Source organism: Saccharothrix isguenensis (assembly GCF_052936305.1).
This window is the reverse complement of the sequence record NZ_CP193626.1, coordinates 1109061-1126918: the sequence shown is the minus strand read 5'-3', so window position 1 is coordinate 1126918 and position 17858 is coordinate 1109061. Positions and strand designations below refer to the sequence as shown.

General features: G+C 71.2%; 17 protein-coding genes. 9 read left to right on the top strand and 8 right to left on the bottom strand.

The genetic code is table 11. The features are described 5' to 3' along the window. Both ACRAKI_RS05460 and ACRAKI_RS05455 read left to right on the top strand, forming a co-directional pair. A complete protein-coding gene (locus ACRAKI_RS05460; protein ID WP_447005949.1) occupies window positions 1-978 on the top strand; it encodes a zinc-dependent alcohol dehydrogenase in 978 nt (325 codons plus the stop codon). Further along, complete coding sequence (locus ACRAKI_RS05455) at window positions 965-1645, top strand: creatininase family protein (protein ID WP_447005948.1); 681 nt, start codon at window positions 965-967, stop codon at window positions 1643-1645. The genes ACRAKI_RS05460 and ACRAKI_RS05455 overlap by 14 nt, the downstream gene beginning before the upstream one ends. On the opposite strand, the gene ACRAKI_RS05450 is transcribed toward ACRAKI_RS05455, so the two are convergent. From ACRAKI_RS05450 to ACRAKI_RS05435, 4 genes are all read right to left on the bottom strand, one after another. Beyond that, window positions 1571-2578: a lysylphosphatidylglycerol synthase transmembrane domain-containing protein gene (locus ACRAKI_RS05450; protein WP_447005947.1), complete on the bottom strand. Its 1008-nt coding sequence runs from the start codon at window positions 2576-2578 to the stop codon at window positions 1571-1573. The genes ACRAKI_RS05455 and ACRAKI_RS05450 overlap by 75 nt on opposite strands. Next, window positions 2575-3354 carry a class I SAM-dependent methyltransferase gene (locus ACRAKI_RS05445; protein ID WP_447005946.1) on the bottom strand — a complete coding sequence of 260 codons (780 nt, stop codon included), beginning with the start codon at window positions 3352-3354 and terminating at the stop codon, window positions 2575-2577. Before ACRAKI_RS05445 ends, ACRAKI_RS05450 begins: the two co-directional genes overlap by 4 nt. A gap of 473 nt (window positions 3355-3827) precedes the next feature. After that, window positions 3828-4844: a glycosyltransferase family 4 protein gene (locus tag ACRAKI_RS05440; RefSeq protein WP_447005945.1), complete on the bottom strand. Its 1017-nt coding sequence runs from the start codon at window positions 4842-4844 to the stop codon at window positions 3828-3830. Next, a complete protein-coding gene (locus tag ACRAKI_RS05435) occupies window positions 4841-5239 on the bottom strand; it encodes a 6-pyruvoyl trahydropterin synthase family protein (RefSeq protein ID WP_447008340.1) in 399 nt (132 codons plus the stop codon). The genes ACRAKI_RS05440 and ACRAKI_RS05435 overlap by 4 nt, the downstream gene beginning before the upstream one ends. Window positions 5240-5327: 88 nt before the next feature. Here ACRAKI_RS05435 and ribA point away from each other — a divergent pair, with 88 nt between their 5' ends. Together ribA and ACRAKI_RS05425 are read left to right on the top strand one after the other, a co-directional pair. After that, complete coding sequence (gene ribA / locus ACRAKI_RS05430) at window positions 5328-5981, top strand: GTP cyclohydrolase II (RefSeq protein WP_447005944.1); 654 nt, start codon at window positions 5328-5330, stop codon at window positions 5979-5981. Between the two features lie 474 nt (window positions 5982-6455). After that, window positions 6456-7595: a hypothetical protein gene (locus tag ACRAKI_RS05425; protein ID WP_447005943.1), complete on the top strand. Its 1140-nt coding sequence runs from the start codon at window positions 6456-6458 to the stop codon at window positions 7593-7595. 170 nt (window positions 7596-7765) lie between these two features. Here the strand turns inward: ACRAKI_RS05425 and ACRAKI_RS05420 are convergent, their stop codons facing one another. Genes ACRAKI_RS05420 through ACRAKI_RS05405 form a run of 4 tightly spaced genes read right to left on the bottom strand, consistent with a single transcriptional unit; the run spans window position 7766 to window position 11907 of the window. Then, window positions 7766-8788: a LacI family DNA-binding transcriptional regulator gene (locus ACRAKI_RS05420; RefSeq protein WP_447005942.1), complete on the bottom strand. Its 1023-nt coding sequence runs from the start codon at window positions 8786-8788 to the stop codon at window positions 7766-7768. Between the two features lie 7 nt (window positions 8789-8795). After that, a complete protein-coding gene (locus tag ACRAKI_RS05415; protein WP_447005941.1) occupies window positions 8796-9686 on the bottom strand; it encodes a carbohydrate ABC transporter permease in 891 nt (296 codons plus the stop codon). Beyond that, complete coding sequence (locus tag ACRAKI_RS05410) at window positions 9683-10609, bottom strand: carbohydrate ABC transporter permease (RefSeq protein ID WP_447005940.1); 927 nt, start codon at window positions 10607-10609, stop codon at window positions 9683-9685. The genes ACRAKI_RS05415 and ACRAKI_RS05410 overlap by 4 nt, the downstream gene beginning before the upstream one ends. Window positions 10610-10620: 11 nt before the next feature. Continuing rightward, window positions 10621-11907, bottom strand: coding sequence for an ABC transporter substrate-binding protein (locus tag ACRAKI_RS05405; RefSeq protein WP_447005939.1), 1287 nt, complete (start codon window positions 11905-11907; stop codon window positions 10621-10623). A 168-nt stretch (window positions 11908-12075) separates the two neighbouring features. On the opposite strand from ACRAKI_RS05405, the gene ACRAKI_RS05400 reads away from it, so the two are divergent. The 5 genes from ACRAKI_RS05400 (at window position 12076) to ACRAKI_RS05380 (ending at window position 17825) form a co-directional block, all read left to right on the top strand. Beyond that, window positions 12076-14115, top strand: a complete 2040-nt coding sequence (locus ACRAKI_RS05400; RefSeq protein WP_447005938.1) for a beta-galactosidase — start codon at window positions 12076-12078, stop codon at window positions 14113-14115. A 43-nt stretch (window positions 14116-14158) separates the two neighbouring features. Next, on the top strand, window positions 14159-15706 hold the full coding sequence (locus ACRAKI_RS05395) for a glycoside hydrolase family 53 protein (RefSeq protein ID WP_447005937.1): 1548 nt from the start codon (window positions 14159-14161) through the stop codon (window positions 15704-15706). Between the two features lie 115 nt (window positions 15707-15821). Then, the gene (locus tag ACRAKI_RS05390) at window positions 15822-16145 is read left to right on the top strand and encodes a PadR family transcriptional regulator (protein WP_447005936.1); all 324 of its coding nucleotides are present in this window, start codon (window positions 15822-15824) and stop codon (window positions 16143-16145) included. Next, window positions 16142-17287: an HAAS signaling domain-containing protein gene (locus tag ACRAKI_RS05385; RefSeq protein WP_447005935.1), complete on the top strand. Its 1146-nt coding sequence runs from the start codon at window positions 16142-16144 to the stop codon at window positions 17285-17287. Before ACRAKI_RS05390 ends, ACRAKI_RS05385 begins: the two co-directional genes overlap by 4 nt. 337 nt (window positions 17288-17624) lie before the next feature. Then, window positions 17625-17825, top strand: coding sequence for a hypothetical protein (locus ACRAKI_RS05380; protein ID WP_447005934.1), 201 nt, complete (start codon window positions 17625-17627; stop codon window positions 17823-17825). Window positions 17826-17858 lie beyond the last annotated feature (33 nt).

Sequence of the window (17858 nt, the reverse complement as noted above, 5' to 3'; positions counted from 1 at the left end):
ATGACACGCTCTGCGAGGGCTCTTTGGTTCACCTCAGCCGGAAAATGTGAGATCCGTCCGGTCGACCTGCCGTCGCCCGGACCCGACGACGTCCTGGTCCGCACGCTCTACTCGGGCATCAGCCGCGGCACGGAAAGCCTGGTCCTGCGCGGCGGTGTGCCGGTGAACCAGCACGACGTGATGCGGGCGCCGTTCCAGGAGGGCGACTTCCCGTGGCCGGTGAAGTACGGCTACCTCAACGTCGGTGTGGTCGAACACGGTCCGCTCCTCGGTCGCACGGTGTTCTGCCTCTATCCACACCAGACACACTATGTCGTCCCGGCCGACGCGGTGACCCCCGTGCCGGACGCGGTGCCGGCATCGCGCGCGGTGCTCGCCGGCACGGTGGAGACCGCGGTGAACGCGCTGTGGGACGCCAGACCGCTGATCGGCGACCGGATCGCGGTGGTGGGCGGCGGGATGGTCGGGTGCGCCGTCGCCGCCGTGCTGGCCCGTTTCCCCGGCGTGCGGCTGCAACTGGTGGACGCCGACCCGGCCCGCGCGTCGGTGGCCGCCGCGCTCGGCGTGGACTTCGCACCGCCTGGCCGGGCGGCCGGGAACTGCGACCTCGTGGTGCACGCGAGTGCGACGGAGGCGGGGTTGGCGCGGTCGTTGGCGTTGCTCGCGCCGGAGGGCGAGGTCCTGGAGCTGAGCTGGTACGGGGACCGGCAGGTGAGCGTGCCGCTGGGCGAGTTCTTCCACTCCCGCCGGCTGCGGCTGCGGAGCAGCCAGGTGGGCGTGGTGGCACGGCCGGATCGGACCTACGCCGAGCGGATGGCGCTCGCGCTGGACCTGCTCGCCGACCCCGTGTTGGACGCGCTGATCACCGGCGAGAGCGACTTCGAAGACCTGCCGTCCGTGCTGCCCGAGTTGGCGAGCGGTGCGATCCCGTCCCTGTGCCGGCGGGTTCGTTACGGTTCCGGCCATGTACCTGCCTGACACCACCGAGGACGTGCGGGCGGCCACCGTGGCGGTCCTGCCGATCGGCAGCCACGAGCAGCACGGCCCGTACCTGCCGTTGGCGACGGACACGGTCATCGCCTGCACTATCGCGCGGGCCGTCGCGGACGCGCACCCCGTCCGGCTGCTGCCGCCGATCGCGATCTCGTGCTCGCACGAGCACGCCGACTGGCCGGGCACGGTGAGCATCTCGGCGCGGACGCTGTACTCGGTGGTGCGGGACGTCGCGGACTCGTTGCGCCGGTCCGGTGTGCCGAACCTGGTGCTGGTCAACGCGCACGGCGGCAACTACGTGCTGTCGAACGTCGTGCAGGAGTCCGAGGGGATGGCGTTGTTCCCGAGCAGCGCCGACTGGGCCGCCGCACGGGCCGCCGCCGGGCTGGAGACGTCGTCCCGCAGCGACATGCACGCGGGCGAGCTGGAGACGTCGATCCTCCTGCACGCCCACCCCGAGCTGGTGAAACCCGGCTATGAGACCGGTGACCACCTGGCCGACGACCGGCCGCACATGCTCACGCTGGGGCTCGCGCCGTACACGTCGTCCGGGGTCGTCGGGCGTCCTTCGACGGCGTCAGCCGACAAGGGCCGGGACGTGCTCGCGGGGCTCGTCTCGTCGTTCGGGTCCTACCTCGCCCTGTTCGGTTGAGCCGTGCTGTTCGGTTGAGCCGTGCTGCGGGTTGCTCGCGTCGCTCTCGTTGGTTGAGCCGCGTCGGAACATCGCCACTACGCCGGGGAGGCTGCTGACCAGCGCCAACACCCCGTAGACGACGCCGGTCGTCAATCCCTGGGCCGCGCCCAGACCGGCCGCGCCGAACGCCACCGCGAGGAACGCCTCGCGCGGCCCGAAGCCGCCGACGTTCACCGGCACGGCCATCACCAGCAGGGCGAGCACGATCAGCGGGACCAGTCGGCCGAGCGGCGCGTCCACCCCCGCGACTCGTGCCGCGACGACGAACAGCGTCACGTGACCGGCCACCGTCGCCACCGACAGCAGCGCGACCTTCGGCAGGACTTCCGCGTTCACCAGTCCGGCGCGGGCGTCGGCCCACGTCGTCCTCAGCCGGTCGCGCACCCGCGCGGAACGACCGGCGACCACGGCAACGGCGGCCAGCACAACGGCCGTCACCAGGACGCCCCGGGCCGGCAGCGCGACCGGCACCCCCGCGGTGATCAGCACCGCCACACCCAGCGCCACCAGCACCACCTGGCCGGCGAACCGCTCGAACAGCACCGCCCGCACACCGCGCCCGACGTCACCGGCCTGCCGTCCGTGGCTCACCGCCCGGTGCACGTCACCGAGGACGCCGGCGGGCAGCACCGCGTTGAACAGCAGTCCTCGGTAGTAGTCCGACACGGCCCTGCCGAGGGTGAGCGGCAGGCCGAGGCGACGGGTGATGAGGCACCACCGCCACGCGCTGAACACCGTGGTCAGCAGCCCGATACCGAGGGCGGCGACGACCGACCAGCCGTTGACCGCGCGCAGACCGGCCACGAACGCGTCGGAGCCCAGCCGCCACCCCAGCGCCACCAGGATGCCGATCGCGCCGAGCAGCCTCAGCCAGGCCCAGAGCCGGGTCACTCCGGTATCGCCAGCAGGTCGGTGTGGTGCACGACGACGTGCGGCCCGTTGTCGAGCTTGCGCCGCACGTACTCGGGGGCTTCGGCGGCGAGCGCGGGTTCCTGCTCGACCGCCGCGTCCACCCAGCCGCGCAGCCATTCGGCGGCCAACGCGCACTGGTCCGGCCCCAACCGCCACGGGCTCGGGCTGGTGACGACGGTCGCGCCCCGCCGTTCGAACGCTTCCACGGCGGCCTCGGTGGCGTCCGGCCCGAGCAGCCGGCGACCGGCGACGACCCGCCGTTGGTGGGCGTTGAAGGCGGCCTCGAACGCGGTGTCCAGCGGTTCGGCCGGGTCGAACTCCACCCGGCCCGCGACGGACAGCGTGAGCAGGGCCGGGCAGCCCGCGTCCACGCACGCCCCGGCCAGCCGGTCCACCTCGTCCTCCGTCAGCAGGTCGAGCAGCGCCGACGCGGTGACCAACGACGTGCCGGCCAGGTCGGCGGCGGTGAGCGCGGTGAGGTCACCTTCCCGGGTCTCGACCGTGACGCCGCTCACCGTCGCCGCCGCGATGCTGAGCAGCCGGGGGTCGCGGTCGTGCAGCACCCAGTGCTGCGGACCGTCCAGCCGCCCGGCGAGCCACCGTCCCAACGATCCCGTTCCACACCCCAGATCACGCACCACGAGGGGTGTCCGGTTCAGCTGGATCTTGCGGAGCAGGTCCACCAGGTCGCCCGCGCGGGCGTCCGCGTCCGCCTTCTCGCGCAGTGCCAGCCATTCCGGGGCGAAGGTGCTCATGGGCCGCAGACTAGCCGGCCCCTTTTCGGTCGCACGTTTCACCACTTGGTGTACTCGAGCTGTGACGGTGGACCCGCGGGTGGTGCGGGCCGGGCTCGACGAGGACACCGATGTGATCACCATCGGCGTCGGCCGCAACAGCCTGCCCTTCGCCGAGATCCTCGCCACCTGCGTCCACCCACGCCGACACCGCCGTCCACGGAGGACGCGCCGTCCGCCTCACCCTGCTCGACCACTGACCGCCCGGCCATCGAAGGCCCCGGTCTGAGGGCCGCGTACTCGACCACCACCCCGGTCACCGAGTTCGGCGACGAAGGCCGCGCGGTGTCGTCCAGCACCGAACCCGACCCCATGGTGCGGGTGCCGGAGCTGCTGGACGTCCGCGACGAACACCGCGTGTCGGAGATCGGCACGAGGGCCGGCTACAACGCAGCGCTGCTGTCACACCGGCTCGGCGCGGACCGCGTGTTCTCTCAGCCGTTGAGGACCGCGCTCGCCAGGGCCGCTGCTGCGTCGTCCCAAGTGGACAGTCCAAGGCGGCGGATCCGGGCTCGGGCGCGGAGGGCTTGGCGCCGGCGCTCGTCGGTGAGCCAGCGGCGGAGGGCTTGGGCGAGGGCGGTGACGTCGCCGGGCGGGAGGTGGAGGCCGCCGTTGCCGAGGGCGTCCGGCACGGCGCTCGCCATGACGGGAATCCCCCGGGCCAGGGCCTCGGTCACGACCATGCCGTAGGTCTCGGCCCTGGACGGCAGCACGAACAGGTCGGCTGTGGCGTACGCGTCGTCCAGCGGAGCGCCGGTCAGGGGGCCGGTCAGGTGGATTCGGCCGGCCAGGGCGTGGCGGGTGATCAGGCGGCGGACCTCGGTGGAACGGCCGGGGCCGACGAAGGTGCAGCTCCACGGTAGGTCGGCGACGGCGGCCAGGGCTTCGACCAGCACGTCGTGGCCCTTGCGCGGCGTCAGGGAGGCGACGCAGAGGATCTGGGACACGCCGTCCGTGCCGGTGGCGAGCGGTGCGGGGTCGGTGCCGGGGGTGACGACGTGGACCTCCGGCAGGCCGTGGTGGTCCGCCAGGTGCCGTGCTGCGCGTGGGCTGGTGGCCACGACGGCGCCGGCCGCACGGAGGCACCGGCGTTCGGCGGCGTCCAGGCGGGCGGCCACGACGGGAGGGAGGCCGGTCTCGTCGGCCAGCGGCAGGTGCACCAGGACGATCAGGCGCAGCCGCCGGGCGTGCGGCACGACGATCTCGGGCACTCCGCACGCAACCAGGCCGTCCAGCAGCACCACCGCGCCGTCGTCCAGCGCGGCCAGTGCGTTCGCCAGGTCGTCGCGGGCGTTGGCCTCAGGTTGCGGCCAGGCACCGGCGACGGCGATCTCGTGCACGGTCGTCCCCAGTGAGCGGAGCCCTTGGATCACCCGTCGGTCGTAGACGTTGCCACCGCTGGGCGACGTGGGATCGTCCACGCCGCCCGGCAGCACGAAGTGCGGTGTCACAGCGGACGTTCGTAGCTCGCCCACGCCACGTGCGACTCGTGCAACGTCACCTCGATCGCGGCCAGCCCGCGGGCACCGTCACCTAGCTCACCTCCGTGCACCAGGTCCGCCAACTCGTCGGCGATGTGCTTGGCCAGGAACTCCGTCGACGTGTTGATCCCGGCGAACGCGGGCACCTCGTCCAGGTTCCGGTAGTTGAGTCCACCGAGGACGGCGTGCAGCCGCTCGGTCGCGAGTCCGATGTCGACCACGATGTTGTCCGCGTCGAGCTCGGCCCGCTTGAACCGCGCGTCCACCACGAACGTTGCTCCGTGCAGGCGTCGTGCCGGGCCGAAGACGTCACCGCGGAAGCTGTGGGCGATCATCACGTGATCGCGAACGGTGATGCTGAACAGGGTGACCTCCGCCGAGTGAGCGAGCTACGGTGCAGTTCCGGTCGAGCGTAGTGAACGTCCGACCGGTGTCGGGTGACGAGGGAGCCGGATGCGCGAGCAAGCCATCAACGACGTCGAGGAGATCCAGGCCTTCGACCACGACGACGTGGCGGAGTCCGACCTGGTCACCCGCCGCGGCACGTTCCGCGCGGTGGCGTTCCGGGCGGACGGGCACGAGCACATGGCCCTCGTCTTCGGGCGCACGAACACGCGCGAGGACGTGCTCGTGCGCGTGCACTCCGAGTGCATGACCGGTGACATCTTCGGTGCGATGCGCTGCGAGTGCGGCGACCAGCTGGAGGCCGCCCTGGACCGGATCGTCGCCGAGGGCAGCGGCGTCCTGGTCTACCTGCGCGGCCACGAAGGGCGCGGCATCGGCCTGGTCGCCAAGGTGCGCACCCACGTGCTCCAGGACGAGCAGGGCCTCGACACGCTCGACTCCGCCACCACCCTGGGCCTCCCGGTCGACGTCCGCGACTACACCCCCGCCGCCCGGATCCTCAAGCACTTGCGCGTCGCCTCGGTGCGGTTGATGTCCAACAACCCGGACAAGATCCGGGCGCTGGAGGACAACGGCATCGAGGTCTCCGCCCGCGTGCCGCACCTGATGCGCCCGAACCGGCACAACATCGGCTACCTCACCGCGAAACGCGACCGGATGGGTCACCACCTGCCCCAAGTGGACGTGTTCGCGGCCGACTAGCCCGCCTCCACCGATCCGGCTCGTCACGGCACGCGGTCGGGGCCTGGGACCCGAGCGGGCCGTGAGCGCGCACGGTTCGCGCGCCGCGCGGGGTGGGGTCCCCACACCCGCTCCAAGCCTCCGACCCCGGCGAACACCGATCCGACGGGGTGGTCCGCGACACCCCGGGGGTGCGGCGTTTGGGTGACGCGGCGAAGACGTGAGACTCTGGGGTCATACAGCCCGCATCCGGGCAGTTTCGCCCACGGTTCACGAATCCGGCTCCCGAGCATCGACCGGCACGCAGTGGACGCCGCCTCTCGACGGCACTTGATCGTTCTTCGGTCTCACCCGCACCACGCGGTCCCTGCGGCGCCCCGTCCACACCACCCGTGTGGCGGTCGCGGCCGTCCCGACTCATCCCCACGGGAGCACGTCATCAGCATCTCCACTCCGCTGTCGCCGGCCGTCAGCGCGCCTCGCGCACTCGCAGACGTGTACGGCCCCGGCGTCGCCGTGTGCGCACGGCCGGCTGCGGGCATCGCGGCGAACCGGCACCGCAACACCGTCGACGCGCTGTCCGCCCGACCGATCGCCGTGGCCGGTGGCACGCCGGTGATCTGCAGCGCGGGCGGCACGGACCCGACGCTGCTGGCGCTGCTGCGCGACGGCGGCCTGCCGGTCGGCGACGACCTGCGCTCGTTCCGCGACGAGGCGGGGTTCACGGCGCGCGTCACCGAGGCGATGGCGGACGGCCTGCTGCTCTCGGCGGAGTACCCGCTGCCCACGGCGCTGTGCCCGGACGAGCGGATGGTGAAGACCGGGCAGCTGGTCGGGTTCCTGAACAACAAGGCCAGCATCAGCACGTTCGTCGACCCCCGGTTCCACGCGCGGCGCAGTGTCGTGACGCGGGACGAACTGGCCGAGGCGGCGCCGGCGGAGAAGTCGTGGGTGCTGAAGGCCGCGACGAACGACGCGCACGGCGGCAGCCTGGACGTGTACCTGCACCAGGCGGGCGAGCTGGTGGAGTTCCCGGCGTTCACCGACGTGCTCGGCGAGTTCGTGGTCGAGGAGTACCTGCACATCGCGCGCAACTGGGGCATCCAGCTGTACGTCGGGCAGGACGCCGTGGCCCGGCTGCTGGCCGTCACGGAACAGCGCGTGGACGCGACCGGCGTCTACGTCGGCGGCCTGTTCGGCCAGGTCAGCCCGCCTCCGGCGGACCTGCTCGCGGAGTGCCTGGCGATCACCCAGCGTGCGGCGGACGTCGGCTACCGGGGCCTGTGCAGCCTGGACTGCGCCGAGACCAGGGACGGGCAGCTGGTCATGCTCGACCTGAACTTCCGGATCACCAGCGGCTCCATCCCGCTGCTGGCGCTCCAGTCCGTCCGCCCGGACGCCCTGGACGGCCACGCCGAGTCCGTGAAGCTGACGGTGGCCGCGCCCCTGACCGACCTGCTGGACCACATGCGCCCCCACCTGACCGCCGGCGGCGTCCTCATCACCTCGGGCCACGACACCACCCGCACCGACAACCCGGTCGTGCTGAGCACCCTGCAACTCCTGGTCTACGGCGACGACCCCACCGACGTCACCGCCCGTCGCGGCGCGCTGGAAGTCGAGTTCGGCCACTGACCCAGGTCGGTCCCGGCGGTCGTGGGGCGGGTCGGCCACAACCGACCCGACAACCTCACGACCGTCCCGGAAGGCGATCCCGACGTGTCGGGCGACGCCGCGACCCTGGTCACGCCAAGCGGTCCGTGACGCGGTGACCTTCTCGCCACTCGCCTGGCGCGACCGCTGGGTCACGTCGACGCGCGCACGACCAACTCGGTCGGCAGTATCGCCGCCGCCGGCGGTTCACCCCGGATCTGCTCCATCAGCAGCCGGACCATCTCGCGGGTGATGCGCTGGAACGGCTGCCGCACCGTCGTCAGCGCGGGCCGGGTCGAGGTGGCGATGCTGGAGTCGTCGAATCCGCCCACCGCGACGTCCTCCGGCACCCGCCGGCCGGAGTCGTGCAGGACGTTGAGCGCCCCCGCCGCCATGAGGTCGGACGCCACGAACACCGCGTCGAGGTCCGGCGCGCGCTCCAGCAGCGAAGCCATCGCCGTCTCGCCACCCACCCGGCTGTAGTCGCCGTGCGCGATCAACTCCGGCGTGGCGTCGGCGCCCAGCACGTCCCGGTACCCGGCGAGCCGTTCCACACCACCGGGGGTGTCCGGCGGACCGGTGATGGTGGCGATCCGCCGCCTCCCCCTCGACCGCAGGTGCTCGACCATCAACCGCGCGCCCGAACGGTCGTCCGCCGCCGCGTACGCCACCCGGTTCTCGAACCCGATCGGCTTGCCGCACGCGACCACCGGGATGCCCGAGTCGTGCAGGTCGTCGATCAGCGGGTTGCCGGTGTGCGACGACACCAGCAGCACTCCGTCCACGTGACCTGCGGCGATGAACCGGCTGGTGCGCTTGCGCTCCACCTCCGTGCTCGCGGTCATCAGCAGCACCGGCACGTCGAGTTCCGCCAGCTCCTGCGTGCAGCCCTGGAGCAGGATGCTGAAGTTCGGGTCCTCGAACAGCCGCTGCTGCGGCTCGGTGAGCACGAAGGCCACGGAGTGCGCCCGCTGCGTCACGAGGCTGCGCGCCGCCGGGTTGGCCACGTACCCGGTGGTCCGGACCGCCTTCAGCACCGCCTCCAACGCGGCAGGGCTGACGTTGCGCCCGCCGTTCAGCGCACGCGACACCGTGCCCCGCGACACGCCGGCGGCCGCCGCCACGTCGTGGATGGTCGGCCGGTGCCGCGACGCCTTGCTGCGCTCGACGCTCATGACTCCCTCATGCTTTCACCGCTCCGGAGAGCAGGTCGATGCGCCAGTATCGCTGCAAGGTGAGGAACAGGGCGATCAAGGGCAGCACCGACACGAGAGATCCGGTCACGACCAGGGTGTACAGGGCGGGCATGCTGTTGCCCTGCTTGAGCATCGTGTAGAGGCCCAGGGTGACCGGGAACTTCCCGTCGTCGGCCAGCATGATGTACGGCAGCATGAAGTTGTTCCAGATCGACACGAACTGGAACAGGAACACGGTGACCAGCCCGGGGACCATCATCGGCAACGCGATGGACCCCAGGATGCGCAGCTCGCTCGCGCCGTCGGTCCGGGCCGCCTCGATCACGTCCTCCGGCACCGACGCGGCGGCGTAGATGCGGGCCAGGTAGATCCCGTACGGGCTGACGACGCTCGGCAGCAGCACCGAGATGTACGTGTCGGACAGCCCGATCTTCGACATCAGCAGGTACTGCGGGATGGCCAGCACCACGGCCGGCACCAGCACACCGGCGATCAGCGCGTTGAAGATCAGCGTCCGCCCCCGGAACGCGTACTTGGCCAGCGCGTACCCGGTGACCCCGGACAACGCGGCCGACAGCAGCGCGCCCACGCCCGCGTACAGCGCGGAGTTCGCCATCCACCGCCAGAACATCCCGTCCCGGTACCCGGCCAGCTCGCCGAGGTTCGCCACCAGCGACGAGCCGACCGACAACGTCGTCGTGGAGAACAGCTCGCCGGTGCTCTTGGTCGCCGCGATCAGCACCCACGCCACCGGGAACAGGCAGTACACCGCACCGAGCAGCAGCACGACCGTCGGCAACGCGCCCAGCGCGGACACCACCGAACGCCTGCGGGCGGGAGGCGTCGGCGTCACGACGCGGTCCAGCACGGCGCTCACCGCTCACCCCCGAACGCCCGCGACCGGGTGAGCCGCAGCAACCCGAACGAGATCACGAACATCACCAGCGCGATCAGCACGGACGTCGCGGCGGCGGAGTAGAGGTCACCGCGACCGAACGCGTCCTGGTAGACCTTCATCAGCGGGGTCCAGGTGAGCGAGAGCGAATTGGTCAACGGCGCCAGCGTGGTCGGCTCGGCGAACACCTGGAGCGTCGCGATGATCGAGAACAACGACGTCAGCACCAGCGCCGGCGCCAGCAACGGGATCTTGATCCGCAGCGCGATCTGCCACGGCGTGCACCCGTCGATCCGGGCCGCCTCGTAGAGGTCGCGCGGGATCGAACGCAACGCGGTGTAGAGGACCACCATGTTGTAGCCGACGCCGCCCCACACCGCGATGTTGGCCAGCGCGAAGTAGATCCCGGTCGGCGACAGCAAGTCCACCTCGGACAGCGACAGCTCGCGCAGCGCCTGGTTGAACGGGCTCGTCCCCGGCAGGTACAGGAACCCCCACAGCAGCGACGCGATGACGCCCGGGACCGCGTACGGCAGGAAGATCGCGATCCGGCTGAACCCGCGGGCGCGGACCCGCTCCTCGTCCAGCAGCAGCGCGAACACCAGCGCCAGCCCGAGCATCGTCGGCACGAGGATCGCGCCGTAGCCGAACACCCGCAACGTGCCCGCGCCGAGTTCGGAGTCGGTGAGCGCGCGCCAGTAGTTGTCCAGGCCGACGAACACCTCGGACCGGCTGCCCTTGCCCAGCCCGAGGCCCTTGACCTCGGTCCGGAACAGGCTCAGGTACACCGTGTAGGCGATCGGCAGCGCGAACACCAGCAGGAACAAGACCACCGCCGGGGCGACGAAGGCGTACGGCGCCACCTTCGGCGCCGCACCACCCCGCCCGGACACACGAGTCGTCACGGGTGCTCTCCTCAGCCGCCGACGGTGAAGCCGTTGGCCTTCATGTCGTCCACGGTCGCGGCCTGCATCTTCGTCAACGCGGGCACCAGGTCCGCGCCGGCGCTGATCGCCTCGCCCATGGCGTTCTTGTACGCCGTGTAGGTGACGTTGACGTTCGGTCCCCAGGTGAACCCGGAGGACGTCGCGGCGATCTTCGCGGCCTGCGTGTAGAAGTCCGGCTGGTTCGGGAAGAAGGCGGGCGGCTCGGCCTGCGCCTCCTGCGCCGACGTGGCCGCCGGGTAGATCCCGCTCACGGTCACCAGCGCCTCGACGGCAGCGGGATCGGTGTTGAGCCAGACGGCGAACTCGGTCGCCGCCTTCTGCTTCTTCGAGGCCGCGGTCACCGCCGTGGTCGAGCCGCCCCAGTTGCCGGTGCGCGGCTCGGCGGCGTCCCACTGCGGCATCGGGGCCATCGCCCACTTGCCCGCCGTCCCCTCCGCGTTGCCCTTCAGCACGCCCGGTGCCCACACCGCGCTCAGCCAGCCGACCTGGGTGCCGTCGTTGAGCGCCTTGTTCCACTCCGGCGTGTACATCGGGGCCTTGTCGACCGCGCCCTCCGCGACCAGGCCGCTCCAGTACCGGGCCACCTTCTTGCTCGCGGCGTCGTCGACGGACACCTTCCACGCGTCGCCGTCCACGGACCACCACGAGCCGCCGGCCTGCTGGACGAGCCCGGCGAACCAGCCCGGGTCGTTGGCCGAGAACGTGCCGAGGAACTTGTCCGGCGCCTTGGCCCGCAGGTCACGGGCGGTCTGCGCGTACTCGTCCCACGTCGTCGGCACCTTCAGGCCGTACTGCTCGAACAGGTCGGCGCGGTAGTAGAACATCATCGGGCCGGAGTCCTGGGGCACGGCGTAGACACCGGCGCCGCCGAGGGTCACCTGGTCCCAGATGCCGGGCGCGAACTGGTCCTTCGCCGAACCCGCCCACTCCGAGATGTCGGCCAGCACGTCGTTGCTGACCAGGGTCGGCAACGCCTGGAACTCGACCTGCGCGAGGTCGGGCGGGTTACCGCCCTTGGCGCTGGTCATGAGCTTGGTGACCAGGTCGTCGCCCTGGGCCTGCTTGCTCACCACGACCTTGACGTCCGGGTGGTCGGCGTTCCACTTGTCCACCACCTTGTCGATGTCGGGCGCCCAGGCCCAGAAGGTCAGTTCGACCGGTCCTTCGGTTTCCTGCTCGCCACCTCCGCCGCAACCGGCGAGCAGGACGAGGCCGAGGCCGACTGCCACGGCCTTCTTCGCGATGTCGAGTCGCATGGGGTCTCCGGGGGTTCCGCGTCGCTGACGCCACTGCCAGCGAGAACCGCGCTGTGAACGTGCACAGTAGTTGCACCACTGTCCGCCCTGTCAACTACTTGACACGGGCTTTCATCTGGCAAGTAATCTGCTGTCAGACCGTGCACGTTCACAGCCGCAGGAGTGTTCATGACGTTCGTGGTGCCTCGCCAGTCCGAGGGGCAGGCCGTGGCGGACCCCTTCCCGCCGCGGATGCCGGTAGGCGTGGACGGACTCGTCTACGGCGGGGACTACAACCCCGAGCAGTGGCCGGAGGAGGTGTGGGTCGAGGACGTCGAGCTGATGCGGCAGGCCGGGGTGAACCTGGTCAGCGTCGCCATCCACGCGTGGGCGCGGCTTGAGCCGAGGCCCGGCGAGTTCGACTTCGGCTGGCTGGACCGGCTGCTCGACCTGCTGCACGGCGCCGGGATCGCGGTCAACCTGGCCACCCCGACCGTGGTGCCGCCCGCGTGGCTCTACCGCGCGCACCCCGGCATCCGGCCGGTCACCCGTGACGGCACCGAGCTGGAACGCGGCTCACGTGCGACGTTCTGCCCGAGCGCGCCCGCCTACCGCCAGGCCGCCGCGAGCATCACCCGGCAGCTCGGCGCGCGCTACGGCGAGCACCCGGCGGTGGCGCTGTGGCACGTGCACAACGAGTACGGCGCACCGGTCGGCGCGTGCTACTGCCCCGAGTCGGCCGCCGCGTTCCGGCGCTGGCTGCGCGCCCGGCACGGCTCGCTCGACGCGCTCAACGAAGCCTGGGGCACCAGCTTCTGGGGCCAGCACTACGGCGAGTGGACCGAGATCGAGCCGCCCCGCGTGTCCGGCACGACCGGCAACCCGGCGCACGAGCTGGACTTCGCCCGGTTCTGCTCGGACGAGCTGCTGGCCTGCTACACCGCCGAGCGCGACATCCTGCGCGCCCACTCCACCGTGCCCGTGACCACGAACTTCATGACGACCAACTGCAAGTCGATCGACTACTGGCGCTGGGGCCGCGAGGTCGACGTGGTGGCCAACGACCACTACCTGACCGCCGAGGCCGACCGGAACCACATCGACCTGGCCATGTCGGCGGACCTGACCCGCGCGGTGGCGGGCGGGCAGCCGTGGATGCTCATGGAGCACTCCACCGGCGCGGTGAACTGGCAGCCGCGCAACATCGCCAAGCGGCCGGGCGAGATGGGCCGCAACAGCCTCACCCACGTGGCGCGCGGCGCGGACGCGGTGATGTTCTTCCAGTGGCGGGCCTCCCGCTTCGGCGCGGAGAAGTTCCACTCGGCGATGGTCCCCCACTCGGGCACGCGCAGCAGGTCGTGGCACGAGGTCGTGCGGCTCGGCGCGGACCTGGCCGCGTTGGAGGAGGTGCGCGGCAGCCTGGTGCGGGCCGACGTCGCGGTGCTGTGGGACTGGGAGTCGTGGTGGGCGCTGGAGCTGGACTGGCGGCCGTCCGTCGACCTGTCCTACCGGGAGCGCGTGGGCGCGTTCTACGAGCAGCTGTGGGACGCCAAGCTGACCGTGGACTTCGTCGCGCCGCAAGCCGACCTGAGCGGGTACCGGCTCGTCGTCGTGCCCTCGCTGTACCTGACGACCACGGCGGCGGCGAAGGTGCTGCACGACTACGTGGCCGGTGGCGGCACGCTCGTCGTCTCGTACTTCTCCGGCATCGTCGACGCCAACGACGCCGTCCACCCCGGCGGCCACCCCGGCGCGCTGCGCGACGTGCTCGGCCTGGAGGTCGAGGAGTTCCTGCCGCTGCGCGAGGGCCAGGAGGTCGGGCTCGACGGCGGCCTGCGCGGTGACGTGTGGGCGGAGCACATCCGGCTCACCGGAGCCGAGAGCGTGCACTCCTACGCGGACGGTCCGGCGGCGGGCGGCCCGGCGGTCACCCGGCACCGGTTCGGCGCGGGCGACGCCTGGTACGTGTCCACCCGGCTGCGCGGCGCGGCGCTCGACCACGTGCTGCGGGAGGTCTGCTCGCGGGCGGGCGTGGAGGTCCGCGACGACGTGCCGCGTGACGTGGAGGTGGTCCGCCGGTGCGGGGCCCACGCCGACTACCTGTTCGTGCTCAACCACACCGACGCCGAGGTGCGCCTCGCCGCGTCGGGCACCGAGCTGCTCACCGGGCTGCGTTGCGAGTCCGAGCTGTGCGTCCCCCCGGGCGGCACGGCCGTGCTCAGGTCCTGAGCGGGTTCCCCATCCCCAGCGCGTTCTCAACGAGGAGGACGAAGTGCCAGGTCGGAAGAAACTCCTCGCCCGGTGGTACGCGGCGGCGGCGGTCCTCGCCGTCGCCGCCGCGGGCGCACCGGCGGCTTCGGCCGCGTCCAGCATCGCCAACGGCGGTTTCGAGTCCGGCACGTCCGGCTGGACGACGTCGTCACCGAACGGCACGCAGGCCGCGTCGTTCACCGAACCGGGTGGCCGGTCCGGCGGCTACCGGCTGTCCCACTGGTCGTCGTCGGCGTACCAGGTCGAGACCACGCAGACGCTCACCGGCCTGGCGAACGGCCGGTTCACCGCACGGGTCTGGGTCCGCTCCGGCGGCGGGCAGGTCCAGTCCTCCGTGGCGCTGCGCGGGTGCGGCGGCGCCGAGCAGCGCACGCACGTGCCCGTGAGCGCGGGCGAGCTGTGGATCCAGCTCGCGGTGACCGCGAACGTGACCGGCGGCCGGTGCACGGTCGTGCTGTCCTCCAACGCGCGCGCGGGCAACTGGGCCAACTTCGACGACGTCCGGTTCGACCCCGGGCAGACGTCCCTGCCGATCCGCGGCGGTGACGTGTCGACGTTGAAGAAGGCCGAGGACCTGGACGCCGTGTACCGCACGGCGTCCGGGCAGCAGCAGGAGGCCTTGCAGATCCTGAAGGCCAACGGGATGAACCTGGTCCGACTGAAGGTGTGGGTGAACCCGGCGGACGGCTACAACGACAAGGCGAAGGTCCTGGCGATGGCCAGGAAGGTCAAGGCGCAGGGCCTCCAGCTGATGGTCGACTTCCACTACTCCGACACGTGGGCCGACCCCGGTCGGCAGGACAAGCCGGCGGCGTGGGCGTCCTACAGCTTCCAACGCCTCTCGCAGGCCGTCCACGACCACACGTACGACGTGCTCAACGCACTCAAGGCGCAGGGCACGACGGCGGACGTGGTGCAGGTCGGCAACGAGATCAACGGCGGGATGCTGTGGCCGGACGGTTCCACGGACGACTGGGACCGGTTCGCCACGCTGCTCAAGAGCGGTGTCAGCGCGGTCAAGGCCGTGTCGTCGTCGACCAGGGTCGTCCTGCACGTGGCCAAGGGCACCGACACCGGGGCCGTCCGGTGGTGGTACGACTCGGCCGTCGCGCGCGGCGTGCCGTTCGACGTCATCGGCCTGTCGTACTACGGCTACTGGCACGGGACGCTGGGCGAGTTGCAGCGGACGATGTTCGAGGCTGCGTCCCGGTACGACAAGGACGTCCTGGTCGTGGAGACCGCGTACCCGTTCACCATGGCGGACGCGGACTACGAGGGGAACGCGTTCAGCGACGCGTCACGGCTGGTGCCGGGCTACCCGGCCACGTCCGAGGGCCAGTCGGCGAACTTCCGCGACGTCCTGACCGTCGTGCAGGCCGTGCCCGGTGGTCGTGGGCTCGGCGCCGTGTACTGGGAACCGACCTGGTACGCCGTGCCCGGCAACAACTGGGACCCGTACGACCCGTCGACCGGCAGCGGCTGGGACAACCAGGCCCTGTTCGACTGGTCCGGCCGGGCACTGCCCGCCATCGCGGCGTTCAACCGCTGACGTCCCGGTGACCGGGTGCGGCGACCCCGCGCCCGGTCGTCGTCGCGCTACCCCTTCGTGCACGGTACTCCGCATTACGTAGTACCATCCATCGCACACCACCGGGGAGAACCGCATGGACACCAGTCAACTGCTCAAGGGGGTGCTGGACCTCGCCGTCCTCGCAGTGCTGCGCAAGGAGGACGGGTACGGCTACGACGTGCTGCGCAGGCTGAGGCAAGGCGGTCTCGACGGCGTCGGCGACGCGTCGGTCTACGGGACCCTTCGCCGGCTGTACAACGCCGGCCTGCTCACGTCGTACGTCGTCCCCAGCGAAGAGGGCCCGCACCGCAAGTACTACAGCCTCAACGAGCCCGGCCGCGCGCGGCTGCTCGATTCGGGCAAGACCTGGAAGTCGTTCGCGCAGACGCTGGACGACCTGTTGGGGGAGGGTGCATGAACACGCAGGCGAACACCGAGGTCCAGCACTACCTGGACGCGATGCGCGAAGCTCTGTCCGACCTGCCCGCCACCGAGGTGGCCGAGATCGTGGACGACGCCGGCGCGCACGTGGTCGAGGTCGCGGACGAGATGGGCGACGAGTTCAGCCTCGCCGCGCTGACCGACCGGCTGGGCACGCCGCAGGCGTACGCGCAGGAGCTGCGCACCGCCGCCGGCTACCCCTCCCCCACCCCCGCCGGGGCCGCCGGCGCCCGCTCGACGCTCATGGCGCGGTTCGCGCTGTGGAGCCTCGTCGCCGGCACCGTCATGGCGTTCTCCTTCGCCGCCACCGGGGGCGACGGCGAGGAACTGACCGCGCTCATCGGCCTGTGCTCGGCCGCGGCCACTCTGCTGGTGTTCCGGCAGAGCGGCCTCCTGGCGGACGTCGCCAGGCTGCCGGAGACCGTGGCGCTGAACGAAGCGCTCCAGCGCGCCGAGCGGTCCGACTCGCAACGGTTCCTCGTGTCCCTCCGCACCTTGCAACCCGTGTGGTGGGTGGGTCGTGCGCTGCTCATCGCGGCGGCGGGCGTGCTGGCGTTCCGCCTGGTGTCGCCCATCGCCCTGGTGATGATGGTGCTCGCCGCCCTGTCGCTGCTCGCCGGGCCCAAGGCCAGGACCGACCGGCGGTGGCTGTGGATCAGCCTGCCCGCGACCGGCTTCGCCATCGGCGGGCTGCTGCTCGTCTTCGGCTCGGTCACGCCCTGGCTCCACTACCGGCCCGCCGCCCCGGTCTCCTACGCCACGCAGACCCCGGCTCCGGTGCCGAGCAACATCTACGTGTTCGACAAGGACGGCAAGCCGCTGACGGACGTGCACCTGTACTACGAGGACGGCCGTCCGCTCGACACCCCGTGGTACGGCTGCGGCGACTCCGAGTACCGCAAGGACAACCAGTACCCACGCCCGCGGATCGAGCACGACGAGAACGGTTGCCGGGAGATCCCCGGCCTCCCGCCCTTCACGATCGTCATCCCGAGCGTGCCCGAAGCGACCACCACGCCTCAGGTGACCGCGCCGACGACCACCGATTCGGTCCCGACCACCGGCCCGGTCCCGACCACGACAATCGTCCCCACTACGGCAGCCACCCCGACGACCTGACGATTTCCGCTTTCCCACCTCCGGATTCCCAGCCGACATAGATCATTTCGCGCGGAACCCGCCGGCCCGTCTCCGACCTGAGCACGCCACGGCACGGGCCGGCTACTGCCGGTTATCCCAGCGAGTAGTCGTCCAATACTCGGAAGGGTGAACGTTCGGCCGTTTCAGCAGGACAGCGACCTGCTGCTACCCGATGTGCGAATTCGCTCCCCCATGGTTACGCCGTTGTGCCACCATTGCTCTGTTCGTGCGGTACGAGGGGTCCGCCGAGCATGACCCAGCGCATCCGACTGGGTTGGCAGTACGGGCTAAACGATCATCAGGGGAGGAGATCGCTATGTCTAACACCACCAAGACCGAATACCCGGGTGACGACGTCCCAATGGACGCCACCCCGTTGCCGGTCGTGCCGGAGTCCGATCTGGGCGAGCAGGAACAGCTGCCCGGCCGGGAGCCCAAGCCCGACCACACCCACGACGACGGCGACCTGGAGCCGATGTGCACGGGCGGTGGCTGCGTGCAGAAGGTGACGGTCTGAGCTGTCAAACGTGATCATGCCCGCCGACCGGGT

Bases quoted from the DNA above. Each gene is read 5' to 3' on its own strand.
- ACRAKI_RS05380 (WP_447005934.1), top strand. From the start codon at position 17,625: ATGTCTAACACCACCAAGACCGAATACCCGGGTGACGACGTCCCAATG.
- ACRAKI_RS05455 (WP_447005948.1), top strand. From the start codon at position 965: ATGTACCTGCCTGACACCACCGAGGACGTGCGGGCGGCCACCGTGGCG.
- ACRAKI_RS05390 (WP_447005936.1), top strand. From the start codon at position 15,822: ATGGACACCAGTCAACTGCTCAAGGGGGTGCTGGACCTCGCCGTCCTC.
- ribA (WP_447005944.1), top strand. From the start codon at position 5,328: ATGCGCGAGCAAGCCATCAACGACGTCGAGGAGATCCAGGCCTTCGAC.
- ACRAKI_RS05460 (WP_447005949.1), top strand. From the start codon at position 1: ATGACACGCTCTGCGAGGGCTCTTTGGTTCACCTCAGCCGGAAAATGT.
- ACRAKI_RS05445 (WP_447005946.1), bottom strand. From the start codon at position 3,354: ATGAGCACCTTCGCCCCGGAATGGCTGGCACTGCGCGAGAAGGCGGAC.
- ACRAKI_RS05420 (WP_447005942.1), bottom strand. From the start codon at position 8,788: ATGAGCGTCGAGCGCAGCAAGGCGTCGCGGCACCGGCCGACCATCCAC.
- ACRAKI_RS05385 (WP_447005935.1), top strand. From the start codon at position 16,142: ATGAACACGCAGGCGAACACCGAGGTCCAGCACTACCTGGACGCGATG.
- ACRAKI_RS05400 (WP_447005938.1), top strand. From the start codon at position 12,076: ATGACGTTCGTGGTGCCTCGCCAGTCCGAGGGGCAGGCCGTGGCGGAC.
- ACRAKI_RS05405 (WP_447005939.1), bottom strand. From the start codon at position 11,907: ATGCGACTCGACATCGCGAAGAAGGCCGTGGCAGTCGGCCTCGGCCTC.